We start from the raw sequence: 13,908 nt of genomic DNA, 5'->3' as shown, positions 1-13,908 counted from the left end.
ATGTCTGATGTCAATGGAACAAATATATGAAGAAGCTATTAAGGACCCAAATAATCAACCGAAAAAATTATTACGCAAAGCTTATGATGGAACCGTAATTGCCATGACCTATGCCGAAATTCTTCTTAATCGTGCTATCAAAGATTACGGTGAAGCTCAGATGATTGGTTATCCTGATACCGCTTATTATCTCCCAGTCATCACATGTCTTTCCGGTGAAAAGGTGACCACGCTGGGTGAATTAGTTCCAATTCTTAACCGCTTGCGTAATCAGGTTCGCACGGAACTTACGTTTGAAAATGCCAGACTTTGGGGTGAGTCAGTTCTTTATGCCGCTGAAGTTATTGAGGCGATTCATTATCTTAGAGGCGATGAACCTAAAGTTAAACCGTGGACAGGATTCTTAGGCGACCCTGTCGTTCGGAAACACGGTATCAAGATGGTTGACTGGACTATTCCGGGCGTGGCGGTTATCCTTGGGCGAGCTAAAGATTCAAAAGCTGCTAAGAAAATTATTGATAATTTAATGGGCAAAGGATTTATGATCTTCCTGTGCGATGAGGTTATTGAGCAATTACTGGAAGAGAACGTTAAAATCGGTGAGGATTATATTGCTTTTCCTTTAGGAAACTTTACACAGGTAATTCATGCAGTAAATTACGCTTTCAGGGCAGGTCTTGCTTTTGGTGGTATTCCTGCAGGGGAACGAGAAAATCATCGTGATTACCAGCGCCGTAGGGTTCGGGCTTTCGTTCTGCATCTTGGAGAACTTGATGATGTAAAAGTGGCTGCAGAAATGGGCGCGATTTTTATGGGCTTCCCAGTTCTGACAGATCAAACTCTTGGTGAAGATATGCAAATCCCCGATTGGTATATTTCCGAGCCTGATTATGAGAAATTAGTTCCTTTAGCCTTGGAAGTTCGGGGCATTAAATTAACAAATATCGAGCTGCCCATTCCGGTTAACTTCGGTCCGGCCTTCGAAGGTGAAACCATTCGCAAAGGGGATACCTACGTTGAATTTGGCGGCGGGCGAACAACTGCGTTCGAGCTTGTTCAAATGGTAGGTCCCGACAATATCGAAGATGGTCGAGTCACTGTGATCGGGCCAGATATTGATACTGTCCCTGAGGGCTCTAAACTTCCTTTAGGAATTAAAGTTGATATTTACGGACGTAAGATGCAGTCTGACTTCGAAGGGGTTTTTGAACGCAGAATTCACTATTTCGCAAATTATGGCGAAGGTGTTTGGCACGTAGCACAGCGGGATTTGTGTTGGGTACGGATTTCTAAAGATGCCCGGGCAAAAGGTTTCTTAATGAAACACTTTGGAGAACTTTTAATTGCTAAATTAAAGGAAGAATTTCCGGCTATTATTGACCGGGTTGAAGTCACCATCATGCTCGATCAGGCAGCTGTCGATGAAGGCATTGTTCTTGCCCGCGAACGTTATAAGTCCCGCGACGACCGCATGAGGAGTCTGACCGATGAATCTGTTGAAGACTTTTATTCTTGTTTGCTTTGCCAGTCTTTTGCCCCCAATCACGTTTGTATTGTTACACCGGAACGGGTTGGTCTCTGTGGTGCGGTGAGTTGGTTGGATGCTAAAGCATCTCATGAAATCGCGCCCAATGGTCCTAATCAGCCAATTCCTAAGGGACTGGCCATTGACGACTTAAAGGGAATGTGGCAGTCCTGTAACGATTACTTGTATAAAGCTTCGAATAATACTCTGGAAGAGGTTAATCTTTATACCTTAATGGATCGGCCAATGACTTCCTGTGGCTGCTTTGAAGCTATTATGGCTATTGTTCCGGAAGCAAATGGCCTTATGATTACAACTCGCGAACACTCCGGAATGACTCCCAGCGGAATGACTTTTTCAACTTTAGCCGGAACTTGCGGCGGAGGAATGCAGACTCCCGGCTTTATGGGCATTGGACGTTCGTATATTCTTAGTAAAAAGTTTATTCCCGCAGACGGCGGAATTGCCCGTATTATCTGGATGCCTAAAGAACTAAAGGAATTCCTACGTGAAGATTTTGTGCAGCGTTCAATTGATGAAGGAATAGGTGCAGACTTTATCGATAAAATTGCAGACGAGTCCATCGGAACTACCGCTGAGGAAATAATACCTTTCCTCGAGGAAAATGGGCATCCCTGCTTCAATCTTGATCCATTAATGTAAAGCCAAAGATCTATGACTTAAGGCCCCGTTTTTAAAGCGCAGGGGCCTTCGAGTCTGCTTCCTTACCATACTCAATAAGAAAGGGGTTTAAATATGGCACTAACAGGTTTAGAAATTTATAAGCAATTACCAAAGAAAAACTGCGGAGAGTGTGGAGTACCAACTTGTCTTGCGTTTGCCATGGCTTTAGCTTCAGGCAAAGCGGCATTAGACACCTGCCCGTATGTCACGGCAGCAGCTAAAGAGGCCCTGGATTCAGCCTCTGCCCCTCCTATTAAAGCTATTAAATTTGGCAAAGACTCAGTCCTTGGAGACGAAAATGTTCTTTTCCGTCATGACAAGACCTTTTATCATCCTACGACGTTGCTGATTCGAGTCTCAGATGCATTAAGTGATGCCGATGTAGAAGCGAAGGTTCAAGAGATTAACGGGTTAGAGTTCGATCGCGTCGGCCTTCACTATTCTATCGATGGAGTTGCTGTTGTTCATGAATCAGGAGATGCAGCACGTTTTGAAAAAGTAGCCGGTATGGTGGCTGCAGGGACTGATAAATCGTTGCTTTTGTTAAGCAGCGATCCAGCAGCGCTGAAAGCGGCTCTTGTACCTTTAGCCTCCCGCAAACCCTTAGTCGGTGAGGCAACAGCAGAAAACTATGAAGCTATGGTTAATCTTGCTAAGGAAAATTCGGTCCCTGTCATATTAAAAGCTGAAGGCCTAGACGCTTTGAATGATCTTGCCGAGAAAGCTCAGGCTTTAGGTTATAAAGAGTTTGTTTTAGATCCGGGCTCGAGAAAGCCGGTAGAAACCTTGGCGAATCTGACTCATCTTCGTCGTTTAGCGATCAAGAAGAAATTCCGGCCCTTTGGTTATCCGGTAGTTGCTTATACCAGTAATCCAGAACCCCTGGATGAAATAATGGAAGCTTCAGTTTATGTGGCTAAATATGCCAGCGCCATTGTTTTAAACACAAGTACCAAAGCTCATATTTTACCACTAATGACCTTACGGCAAAACCTTTACACTGATCCTCAGAAACCCATTCAGGTTGAACCAAAGCTTCATACCGTGGGAGATGTGAATGAAAACTCTCCATTCTATATTACGACGAACTTCTCCTTAACTTATTACAGCGTGGAAGGTGAAGTCGAGGCAACGAAGATTCCAAGTTATATCCTTCCTATTGATACGGATGGAACTTCAGTGCTTACAGCTTATGCAGCAGGAAAATTTGAACCGGAGAAAATTGCTCAGGCCATGGAAGCTAGTGGTATTGCCGATAAAGTAAAGCATCGAAATATCATTATTCCAGGTTACGTCGCCGTGATATCCGGTAAACTGGGGGAATTAACCGGCTGGAAAGTAGTTGTTGGTCCTCGTGAATCTAGTGGCATCATTTCTTTTGCCAAATCACAATTAGGGTAATTTTGTCCGGAAATTAGGTAAGCAGGTTCAATTTAATTATTAATAGTTCAGTCATGACAAATCTGGATAGCATTGTTTTAGAGTTTGTACCCGATTTGTAAAAGGGATTTTTCAGTAGATTAAGGATGTGAATAAGATGCCCGAAATCAAATTCATGCCCGATGACCGCATTATTCAAGTAGAAATAGGAATATCGTTGCTCACCGCAGCAGCTCAAGCTGAAATATTCATTAAATCAGGGTGCGGAGGTAAAGGAACATGCGGTGCCTGTAAAGTAGTCGTTCTGAATGGGGAACCTCAAGTAATAGGGACTGGAAACCTCACGCCTGAACAACTTTCCAACGGAGTTCGGTTAGCCTGCAAAACGATTGTTCAAGGCGACATGACCATTGAGGTGCCTCCTGAATCCAGGCTCCAAGAACACCAGGTCTTATTAGGAGATTCACAAAAAGGACTTTTACGGGAAAGCGAACATGATTTGCTTGAAAAGTTTGGGCATCACCCTCTGGCAACAAAACAAAGAATAGTGCTGTCGGCTCCAACTTTGACGGAGAATACCAGTGATTGGGCTCGGCTTCATATGGAACTTCGACGTGTTCTCAAAGCAGGAGATAAACCAATCTACATTCCCTTATCAGTTCTTCAACATTTGCCTGAGACGCTGCGCCAAGCCAATTGGGATGTCTCAGTCACTTTAACAGATCTCGAATCTGGTTTTACGGTTACAAATGTTGGAGCAGGTCAAGATAACCCTCTTTTTGGGCTGGCCATTGATATTGGCACTACTACTGTCGTAGTTTATTTAATAGAACTTGCCAGTGGTCAGATTGTTGATCAGCAGGGATCCTACAATAAGCAAGCGCGATACGGAGACGATGTTATTTCTCGGATCGTTTTTGCCGTCGAAAATGAAGAAAACTTACAAGTGATACGTCATGCTGTTCTAGAAACCATCAATGACCTTCTGGATAAACTTCTAAGCCGTCATTCAATCAGTCCAAAAGATATAGCAAGTGCCGTGGTGGCGGGGAACACAACGATGACCCAGTTGTTTTTAGGTGTTGACCCAAAGTACATTCGACTTGAACCCTATATTCCGACTATGTCAACTGTACCTTCTGTTACGGCCCGTGATGCTGGACTGCATATGTTACCCGAGGCATTAGTTCACTGCTATCCTTCGGTTGCAAGTTATGTTGGCGGAGACATTGTTGCGGGAACGTTAATTACCGATTTAGCCAACGGAGAAGACATTACATTATTTATCGATATTGGCACTAACGGTGAAATTGTTCTCGGCAATCAGGATTGGCTTGTATCTTGCGCATGTTCTGCTGGTCCGAGCTTTGAAGGGGGCGGGATAACCTTTGGCATGAGAGCCATGCCTGGGGCCATCGAGCGGGTCATTGTAGATTCTGATACTCTGGATGTATCTCTTAAAGTAATTGGAAAATGTTTGCCGGTCGGAATCTGCGGTTCAGGACTCGTTGATTGCGTGGCCAAATTATTGAGTGTCGGTATTATTGACCGGGCAGGAAACTTTCAATTGAGCCATCCCTCAGGCTCTGAACGCATACGGGCGACTGCTGATGACAAAGAATTTGTCTTAGCTTGGGCACACCAAGCAGGTGGGAAAAAAGACGTTGTCATCACTGAAAATGATGTAAAAAACATCATTCGTGCCAAAGGCGCTGTTTATGCCGGGATTCGTTCTTTGCTTAATATGGTTGCCGTCGATATTGAAATGATCGGCCGTATCGTGATCGCCGGCGGTTTTGGTAATTACCTCAATGTTCATGATTCCGTACAAATAGGTTTATTGCCCGATCTTGAACCGGAACGGTTTGAATTCATCGGAAATTCTTCTGTAAAAGGAGCAAGGTTGGCCTTATTATCTCAAGCTGCCTGGCGGGAAGCGGAAGAGTTAGGACGTAAAATGACTTATGTTGAACTATCGGTTGGGGCGACATTTATGGACGAGTATGTATCCGCTTTGTTTTTGCCTCATACCGACTTATCCCTATTTCCATCTTGTCATTAAGGTTAAAATGGAGGTCTTTTAAATGGCAAAATATATAGCAGTTGCAGGTAAAGGCGGGGTAGGGAAAACGACATTTACTGCATTATTGTTAAAACAAATGGTTCAACAAAGAAAGGAAATTTCTATTCTTGCCGTTGATGCTGACCCTAATGCAAATCTGGATGAGGCTTTAGGTTTACAAGTTACAGGGACTATTTCGGATGTGCTTGAACAAAGTAAAGATCCTAAAGCAATTCCCACAGGAATGCCCAAAAATATCTTTATCGAGTATAAACTTCAGCAGGCCCTGGTAGAGACTAAGGATATAGATCTTCTTGTCATGGGTGGGCCACAGGGAGCAGGATGCTACTGTTATCCAAATGACATCCTGCGCAAACATCTTGAGGATATCGGAGAAGGCTATAATTTTGTAGTTGTCGATTCCGAGGCGGGTCTTGAACACATTAGTCGTCGGACAATCCCTCATATTGACGACATGTTTGTGATCAGTGATTCGTCAGCAAGAGGAATCCGTTCAGCTCGAAGAGTCTATGAGCTTATCCAGGGCCTAAAATCTGCAGTTGGAAAATTATATTTAATTGTCACCAAGACAAATGCTGACAGTTTGGAATTGCTCAAAGAAGAAATTGCGCAAACAGGTCTCACCTTATTAGGGGATATTCCGCTTGATCCTATGGTTGTGGAATATGACTTGGCAGGAAAGCCATTATTCGATTTACCAGATGATGCCGTCTCGGTCAAGGCTGTACAAAGCATTTTGAATCGTGCCGGAATCTTTAACTAGAAAGGAGAGAAGTTCATGTCCGTTGCATTAGTAAAAGAGAGATATACAAGTAAAGTCGGAGAGGTTGTCCTCGGTGCAACTTCTGAACAAGGAGGAACTCGAACTTCAACCATCACTGTGGGCGGAGACAGTGCTTTGCCGTTTCTTCACTTTGAAGGAGAATTGAAAAACCGCCCAGTTATTGCCATGGAGGTCAATGATATAGTACCTGCATGGAGTGAGTCAATAATGAGCCAATTTGGAGATGTTCTTAATAATCCTGCTGTATGGGCTAAAAAATGTGTGGAAGAATTTAAAGCTGATTTAATTTACCTAAAGTTAAACGGTGCTGATCCCGATGGAGAAAATCGGTCTCCTGAGGATTGTGCCCGGATTGTGAAAGAGGTTTTGGCAGCTGTTGGAGTTCCTCTGATTGTCGTCGGGTGTGAAAATGACGAAAAGAATAATGAAATCATGGCTGTCATTGCTGAAGCGGCTACGGGAGAAAATCTCCTTCTCGGACTTGCGGAGCAAGATAACTATAAATCGATTACTGCTGCGGCAATGGTTCATAAGCATACGATTATTGCCCGTTCTCCTCTCGATATTAATATCTGCAAACAGCTTAATATTTTAATCAATGAAATGGGTTTGCCACTCAATAAAATTGTCATTGATCCAATGATTGGTGGACTTGGCTTTGGAATCGAATATGCTTATTCGATTATGGAGCGTGCTCGCTTAGGTTCTTTAGCTAACGACAAGATGCTCTCGATGCCTATGATTTGTACGGTTGGCTATGAGTCCAATCGGTGCAAAGAAGCTAACACTTCGGCTGAGGAGTTTCCAGGATGGGGAGATCTTCAAGACAGAGGCGTTCTTTGGGAAGCCATGACGGCTTCGGCTATGCTCCAAGCTGGCGCCAGCGTTCTTATTATGCGTAATCCTGCTGCGGTGCGTTTAGTCCAGAAAAACATAGCAGATATGATGAGTAAATAACCTTTTTCAACGTTTGCTCATAATTTTAGACTTTCTGTAATATCAGTTTGATAATAATGAAAGGTCGTGATTTAATGCTTATTTTTGGAGAACGTATCAATGGAATGTTTACAGACATTGGAAATGCCCTTCGTAATAAAGATCCTAAACCAATTCAGCACTGGGCAGTAAAACAACAAGAAGGCGGAGCTCATTATCTGGACGTTAACTCCGGCCCAGCCATTCCGACAGAGGAACGTGTTGAAGCCTATGAGTGGATGGTCAATGTTATTCAAGAAGTATCAGATTTGCCCTTGGTCCTTGATTCCACGAATTACAATGCTATCGAAGCAGGCTTGAAGGTCTGTAAACGTCCTGCAATTATCAATTCTTGCCCTGCTGAGCAAGTTAAAATCGAACGTGTATTTCCAATGGCCATTCAGTATAATGCCGGTGTTATTGGCTTAACTATGGATAAAAAGGGCATTCCCAAAGACTCGGAAAACCGGGTAGCCTTTGCCATGGAATTAGTGGCGGCAGCTGATGAATACGGGCTGAGAATGGAAGACCTCTTCATCGATCCCTTAATTCTCCCGGTTAATGTTGCCCAGGAACATGCGCCTGAGGTTTTAGAAAGCTTGCGTCAAGTGAAAATGTTAGCCGATCCGGCTCCCCGAACTGTTCTTGGCTTATCAAATGTATCCCAAAAGTCACCTGATCGCAATTTGATTAATAGAACCTACCTGGCAATGGCTATTGCTTGCGGACTTGATGCTGCCATTATGGATGCTAATGATGATGATCTGGTTGATGTGGCTGCAACGGCTCAAATCCTGCTGAATAAGAGCATTTACGCTGATTCTTATTTGAAAGTTTTCCGCTCCAGATAACGCTTTGCCTTCTCTACAAGTTATAATAGAAATGTTACGAGTGAACTAATGGCGAAAGAACAAATACGTTCAAATAAAAAACTCCTCAGAAATCTGGGGAGTTTTTTTATTTGAACGTATTTCTATTCATACCAAAGGAGATACAAGCATAGCTATCTACAGAAACTAAATCTGGAGGTGGACTTTTTGGAAACGTATTTCCACAATGATCCTCGAATTCATGAATGGCTTGAGCAAATTACCGAAAAGATTTTTACAGTTTGTCTTTTAAAAGGCGTGGACGCTGAAACGGAGTTTAACAAAGGATGTCAAATTGTTGTCAAGCTTACAATATTACTGCAAAGTATCGCAATATTTCCACCGGAATACCTTGAGGAGGGTGTTAAGCAACTTATCGAACAACAGCTCCCCGCTAAGAAGATTATAAATAACTTTCCATCCTTTAATGACGTGAAGGGACGTATGTTAGCGGAAGGGATCTCCCAGGTAATAAAAACTGCAAGGAACCAATCAACATCCTTAAATCAAGAATTTGAAAGTGCTGAAGAAATAGCTATTCACAAAGATGAGGACTTTGAGGAATGTTTAGAAAACATAGCTCCAGCTCTTGTTTTAGTAAATGAAACCGTTGAGGATTATCAAGAGCCGCAAGAAGCCTTAGAATCTCTGCAAGATCCTATGAACTTACAACAAAGGGATGATGAAAACGATCAAGAATTATACCTGGAATCTCGCAGAAACGGTGAAAAAGCTGCCGACCGCAGATCTCAAAGCGACGAAGCAAAAGAGCGGTTAGAGTATGTATTAAAATCAATCTATCCTGGCAAACCGATTCAATGGAATATGAAGGTCGCTAATCAACCGGTTTTCGCCAACATAGAGGATTTGCTGATTTGTTTGGATGATCCCAATAATTTTTGTAATGCTAAACTATTAAATCGACAAGGATGGAAGACGTTTATTTGCAGTTTTGAAGACCTATTATACCCACGCCGAGTGGAGAGAGGAATACGACAGATTTTACGTCAGAAAGGAAAACCACTCGTGAAATAACGGTTTTTTTATTACCAGGTAGTAGGAAATACTATTTCTTTGTCGAATAATTTATATATTATTTTGTAATACGACATTAGACATTACTATAAAAATACGACATTACTATGAAAAGAGGTTTATTTTTTGTCTGATAAGTTGGGAGAAATTATAAAAAATACTTTGGCCGCGATTGAATCGGGGAAAGAGGAGATTTTTTTTATTGCGGAAACATCGCGCAATGAGACCCTACGATTGACTAATGAGCTCTCTCAGCTAAAGTCAGATATTTCTGAGATTATTTCTCAGGTGGATGCTCAAGAAAAAGTTGATAGACAAAAACGCTTGATATTAATGGAAGTAAATAAATCCTTTCAAAATTATACTCAAAAGGAAATGATTGAAGCTTATGCAGAAGCGAAAGATGCCCAGGTAACATTGCAGCTTCTGCAATCAAGAGAAGCGCAATTACGTAAGCGAAGGGATGAGTTGGAACGATCCTTAAATCAGATGCAAGCGACTATTGAACGGGCTCAAAACTTGATGACCCAGGTAAGTATGGCGATTAGTTTATTACAAGGGGGGATTGAGGGAGCCCTTAATTTTCAAAACCACGAACAACGTCAAGAACTGGGTTTGCGAGTTATAAAAGCGCAGGAAGACGAAAGACGGCGTGTTGCCCGAGAAATACATGATGGACCGGCTCAAACTCTCGCTAATATCGTTTTACGCTTGGAGATCGCTGAAAGGTTGTTAGAGTATGATCCTAGTCGTGTAAAGGCAGAACTTATGGATCTGAAAAATTTAGTTCGGGCAAACCTTCAAGACATCCGACGAATTATTTTTGATTTGCGTCCTATGGTCCTGGATGACTTGGGACTGATTACAGCAATTTCCAGATATCTGGATAATTTCAGTGAAACCTATGGAATTGAATGCGAATTGCGTATTGAAGGATCTGAAAAAAGGCTTCTTCCAACATTGGAAGTGGCTCTTTTCCGATTAATCCAAGAAGGCATCACCAATGTAGCTAAACATGCGCACTCATCTAAAGTAAAGATAACTCTAAATTTTCAAGACGATTGGACCTCAGCTCGAATTCAGGATTATGGTAAAGGTTTTGATGTTGATTCAACAATGATGACACCAGGAGAGCATTTCGGTCTTATAGGTATGCGGGAACGAGTAGAAATGTTTTATGGACGCTTTTCGATTCAATCTTGTTGCGGGAAAGGTACAATTATCGAATTTTCAATTCCATCAAGGCTTGAGAGGGGGGACAAACCATGATACGAATAGTTATCGCAGATGATCACCCTCTTTTGCGAGAGGGGTTGCGTCGTATTTTGGAATTTGAAGATGGAATTAAAGTCGTGGCAGAAGTTGGAGATGGACAAGGTGCCATAAATATTGCACGTACTTCGGAATTCGATATTTTGTTAATGGATCTGAATATGCCAGGGGTTAATGGCTTAGAAGCGGGGCGAGTTATTCGTCGGGAAAAACCTGACATTGGTATTTTAGTCCTTACAGTTGATGATTCTGACGATAAAGTTTTTCAAGTACTGCAAATCGGTGTTGCAGGATATTTACTCAAAGATGTGGACTCAAAGACACTGATAGAGTCTATATACAAGGTATATAACGGTGAACCGATTTTGTCGCCGGCTGTTACTGGAAAGTTGATGGGACAACTGTCCCAACCACCGGTAAGGAATACATGTGGTCTTAGTGATCGGGAATTAGAGATTCTTCATTATGTGGTTCAAGGATCTTCGAATCGAGAAATTGGTGTCGCTTTGTTTATAAGTGAAAAGACAGTAAAAAATCATTTGTCCAGTATTTATAGGAAATTGGAAGTGGAAGATCGGACTCAAGCAGCACTGAAGGCTGTTAAACTTAAATTGATTCAACTGGACTAAAATGTAATATAATAATAGTCTATTGCTAAATAAGCCTCTAAAAGGTAAGATGAAATAAACTCAAATAGTTAAGGGTCATTACGGTTTTCAGACTTTTATAAGTGGAGGATTATTCATGAAGATTAATTTTTTTGGTGCAGCTCAAGTTGTAACTGGATCATCATATCTTGTGGAATCCGATAAATCACGAATTCTAATTGACTGTGGAATGTTTCAAGGGTCAAAGGCACTTAAAGAGTTGAACTATGGAGACTTTCCCTATAATCCTTCCAGTCTGGATGCTGTTATCTTGACTCATGCTCATACAGATCATTCAGGTATGCTTCCAAAACTAGTGAAGTCTGGATTCAAAGGTAAAATATGGGCAACCCCTGAGACAATTAAGTTATGTTCTATCATGTTACCTGACAGCGGTCACATTCAAGAAATGGAGATTGAACGAAAAAACAGAAAACGAGAAAGGGCCGGACTTAAACCGTTAGATCCTATTTATACCGTTCAGGATGCTTTGGACACCCTGTCATATTTTCAGCCCATATCTTATCATGAACTCGTCAATTTAGTTCCAACCATATCTTTTGAACTATATGATGCGGGACATATTTTAGGTTCTGCACATGTTGTACTTCATGTAAAAGAAGCAGACTTTAATAAATCCATTGTTTTTTCCGGCGATATTGGTAATGTTAATCAACCCTATCTCGAAGACCCAAGTATTTTAAGTGATGCAGAAATCGTGATTATGGAAACGACCTATGGGGACCGTCTTCATGACGAACTTGGCAAGGTGACGGATCGTGCGGAACAACTTGCCGAAACGATTCGCTCCACTTATGAAGCTGGAGGAAATTTAATTATTCCGGCTTTTGCTATAGAGCGTACGCAAGATCTTCTATATTATCTCCGTAAACTGCAGGATGAACATCGAATCCCGATTCTGCCTGTGTATATAGATAGTCCCTTAGCGATTGCTGCAACTAAGATATTTCAGGAAAATACAGAACACTTTGATTTGGAAACCCGGGAGCTTATTAAACAGGGAAGCAGTCCCCTTACACTGGCAAATGTACATTTCAGCCAAACTGCTGAAGAATCCATGGCTCTTAATGAGATAGAAGGCGGAGCTATTATAATTGCTGCCAGTGGAATGGCTGATGCCGGTAGAATTAAACATCATTTAAAGCATAATTTATGGCGCAGTAATGCCACTGTGTTGTTTGTTGGTTACCAGGCCCAAGGAACTCTTGGCAGACTTCTTTCTGAAGGCGCAGAAACAGTTACTATTCACGGAGAGAAAGTTGCAGTCAAAGCCCGCATAGGGCATATGGATGGCTTATCTGCCCATGCCGATCAAGCCGAACTTCTTCAGTGGCTGTCACTTTTAGGAAAAAAGGCAGAGCAGATTGTTCTTATTCACGGAGAATTAGAGGCTCAAACTGCGTTTGCTGAGAAGATTAAGGAACTATTCGGAACGACACCAATTATCCCTCAATTAGGAGAAGTATTTGAATATATATCTGATCAGTTTGTTCGACATGCTCCTGACAAGCCATGGATATCGGAGAATACTGCGGCGAAGACTGGAGAGGCGAATCAAGCTCTTTCTGCAGAACACCCTGTCAAAGAATCAAGACCACAGCTCGTATCCTTATCAACGAAGCCGACAAGCCGTTTTGAATCTCATCATTCACGAGCGCAAGTTAACAGAGCTTACATTAGACTTCGACATCGTCTTAAAAAGATTCTTGATGAAGGTAATCGCTCTCGCAATTATGACCGGGTTATACAACTGCTTGAGGGCTTAACCCGTTGGCTCGAAGATCAAGAGAAGGGCAATCGGCGCAAATAGAACAAATTAATGTGCTCTTATCCAAGGTGATTGTTATTAGATCCAGGCAAACTCTGCCGTTTGGCGTTTGATTCCGGCAAGGAAGCGGAGGGTTTCTTCACGTCGCTTAATAGCCAATCGTTTCCCGGATTTGGTGGATACTTTATCAGGCAAAGCGTCGGCAAAAAGTCGAGCCCGTTCAAGAGCTTGCTCAGGTGTCTGGATTAATTCGTCTTGTCCTACGCAGCTAAATAATCTCATTAAGCCGATATTTCCCAGGTTATCCAGTATGTCAGACTCGCGTAAATATACAGCCTCGTCACTGCGCCCCGGTTCGGAATAATACATGTGATTTTCAACAGCATCTAAAATCAAAGGTAATTTATCGGGAGAGAACATCATTTGTTGTAAAAGGTTAGCAGCCACTCCTTTTGAGCGTAATGCATGGTCGACATTTTTAATAGCATAGATAGGGTATTTCCCTGTATCATGAAGCATTGCTGCAGCAAATAACACCTCATCATCAAGCATTAGATGGGAGGATAGTTCCTTTGCCAAATGATATACCCTGAAACAATGTTTGATCCCCCAGGCGGGATGGGCGCCTGATTTTTCGACGATCTGAATAAGTTCTTGGCGGAACTCCATAAAGTTGGCCTCCTTAGTTTCTTTTGAGACTATATACGCCAAAGGAAGAAAAAATCCTCCCAAAATATGGAAATAAAATATTACTAATGACTCTTAGATATCTTCTAATTCGATTTTACTGGAGTCAAGTCTTTGGCTTTTAAGCAGGAATATCGTTTAAAAACGAGAATAATCAAGGAATATTTATATTGGTTTT

11 protein-coding genes are annotated in these 13,908 nt (G+C 42.0%); 10 read left to right on the top strand and 1 reads right to left on the bottom strand.

Annotation, left to right across the window (positions count from 1 at the left end; genetic code table 11):
- Window positions 1-7: 7 nt before the first annotated feature.
- The 10 genes from acsB to B5Y67_RS17590 all read left to right on the top strand — a co-directional run bounded on the left by acsB (window position 8) and on the right by B5Y67_RS17590 (window position 13,085).
- Window positions 8-2,188: an acetyl-CoA decarbonylase/synthase complex subunit alpha/beta gene (gene acsB, locus B5Y67_RS17635; RefSeq protein ID WP_088227726.1), complete on the top strand. Its 2,181-nt coding sequence runs from the start codon at window positions 8-10 to the stop codon at window positions 2,186-2,188.
- 93 nt (window positions 2,189-2,281) lie between these two features.
- Window positions 2,282-3,610, top strand: coding sequence for an acetyl-CoA decarbonylase/synthase complex subunit gamma (gene acsC, locus B5Y67_RS17630; RefSeq protein ID WP_088227725.1), 1,329 nt, complete (start codon window positions 2,282-2,284; stop codon window positions 3,608-3,610).
- A 136-nt stretch (window positions 3,611-3,746) separates the two neighbouring features.
- Window positions 3,747-5,651, top strand: coding sequence for an ASKHA domain-containing protein (locus B5Y67_RS17625; RefSeq protein WP_088227724.1), 1,905 nt, complete (start codon window positions 3,747-3,749; stop codon window positions 5,649-5,651).
- A gap of 22 nt (window positions 5,652-5,673) precedes the next feature.
- Window positions 5,674-6,435, top strand: coding sequence for an AAA family ATPase (locus B5Y67_RS17620; RefSeq protein WP_088227723.1), 762 nt, complete (start codon window positions 5,674-5,676; stop codon window positions 6,433-6,435).
- A 15-nt stretch (window positions 6,436-6,450) separates the two neighbouring features.
- Window positions 6,451-7,413: an acetyl-CoA decarbonylase/synthase complex subunit delta gene (locus B5Y67_RS17615; RefSeq protein WP_088227722.1), complete on the top strand. Its 963-nt coding sequence runs from the start codon at window positions 6,451-6,453 to the stop codon at window positions 7,411-7,413.
- A 74-nt stretch (window positions 7,414-7,487) separates the two neighbouring features.
- Window positions 7,488-8,282, top strand: coding sequence for a methyltetrahydrofolate cobalamin methyltransferase (locus B5Y67_RS17610; protein ID WP_088227721.1), 795 nt, complete (start codon window positions 7,488-7,490; stop codon window positions 8,280-8,282).
- 186 nt (window positions 8,283-8,468) lie between these two features.
- Window positions 8,469-9,335 (top strand): hypothetical protein, encoded by an 867-nt coding sequence (locus B5Y67_RS17605; protein WP_088227720.1) that lies wholly within the window; start codon window positions 8,469-8,471, stop codon window positions 9,333-9,335.
- Window positions 9,336-9,461: 126 nt separating this feature from the next.
- Complete coding sequence (locus tag B5Y67_RS17600; RefSeq protein WP_088227719.1) at window positions 9,462-10,604, top strand: sensor histidine kinase; 1,143 nt, start codon at window positions 9,462-9,464, stop codon at window positions 10,602-10,604.
- Window positions 10,601-11,236, top strand: coding sequence for a response regulator transcription factor (locus B5Y67_RS17595; protein WP_088227718.1), 636 nt, complete (start codon window positions 10,601-10,603; stop codon window positions 11,234-11,236). The genes B5Y67_RS17600 and B5Y67_RS17595 overlap by 4 nt, the downstream gene beginning before the upstream one ends.
- A 115-nt stretch (window positions 11,237-11,351) precedes the next feature.
- A complete protein-coding gene (locus B5Y67_RS17590) occupies window positions 11,352-13,085 on the top strand; it encodes an MBL fold metallo-hydrolase (RefSeq protein ID WP_088227717.1) in 1,734 nt (577 codons plus the stop codon).
- A 36-nt stretch (window positions 13,086-13,121) separates the two neighbouring features.
- Here B5Y67_RS17590 and B5Y67_RS17585 read toward each other — a convergent pair whose 3' ends face one another.
- A complete protein-coding gene (locus B5Y67_RS17585) occupies window positions 13,122-13,712 on the bottom strand; it encodes an HD domain-containing protein (RefSeq protein ID WP_088227716.1) in 591 nt (196 codons plus the stop codon).
- Window positions 13,713-13,908: the final 196 nt, after the last annotated feature.

This window comes from Desulfosporosinus sp. FKB (genome assembly GCF_002196705.1).
Classification (GTDB): domain Bacteria; phylum Bacillota; class Desulfitobacteriia; order Desulfitobacteriales; family Desulfitobacteriaceae; genus Desulfosporosinus.
This window is presented reverse-complemented; position numbering and strand designations above follow the sequence as displayed.

Excerpts from the sequence above, each read along its gene's own strand:
- acsB (WP_088227726.1), top strand. The coding sequence starts at position 8 with ATGTCAATGGAACAAATATATGAAGAAGCTATTAAGGACCCAAATAAT.
- acsC (WP_088227725.1), top strand. The coding sequence starts at position 2,282 with ATGGCACTAACAGGTTTAGAAATTTATAAGCAATTACCAAAGAAAAAC.
- B5Y67_RS17625 (WP_088227724.1), top strand. The coding sequence starts at position 3,747 with ATGCCCGAAATCAAATTCATGCCCGATGACCGCATTATTCAAGTAGAA.
- B5Y67_RS17620 (WP_088227723.1), top strand. The coding sequence starts at position 5,674 with ATGGCAAAATATATAGCAGTTGCAGGTAAAGGCGGGGTAGGGAAAACG.
- B5Y67_RS17615 (WP_088227722.1), top strand. The coding sequence starts at position 6,451 with ATGTCCGTTGCATTAGTAAAAGAGAGATATACAAGTAAAGTCGGAGAG.
- B5Y67_RS17610 (WP_088227721.1), top strand. The coding sequence starts at position 7,488 with ATGCTTATTTTTGGAGAACGTATCAATGGAATGTTTACAGACATTGGA.
- B5Y67_RS17595 (WP_088227718.1), top strand. The coding sequence starts at position 10,601 with ATGATACGAATAGTTATCGCAGATGATCACCCTCTTTTGCGAGAGGGG.
- B5Y67_RS17590 (WP_088227717.1), top strand. The coding sequence starts at position 11,352 with ATGAAGATTAATTTTTTTGGTGCAGCTCAAGTTGTAACTGGATCATCA.
- B5Y67_RS17585 (WP_088227716.1), bottom strand. The coding sequence starts at position 13,712 with ATGGAGTTCCGCCAAGAACTTATTCAGATCGTCGAAAAATCAGGCGCC.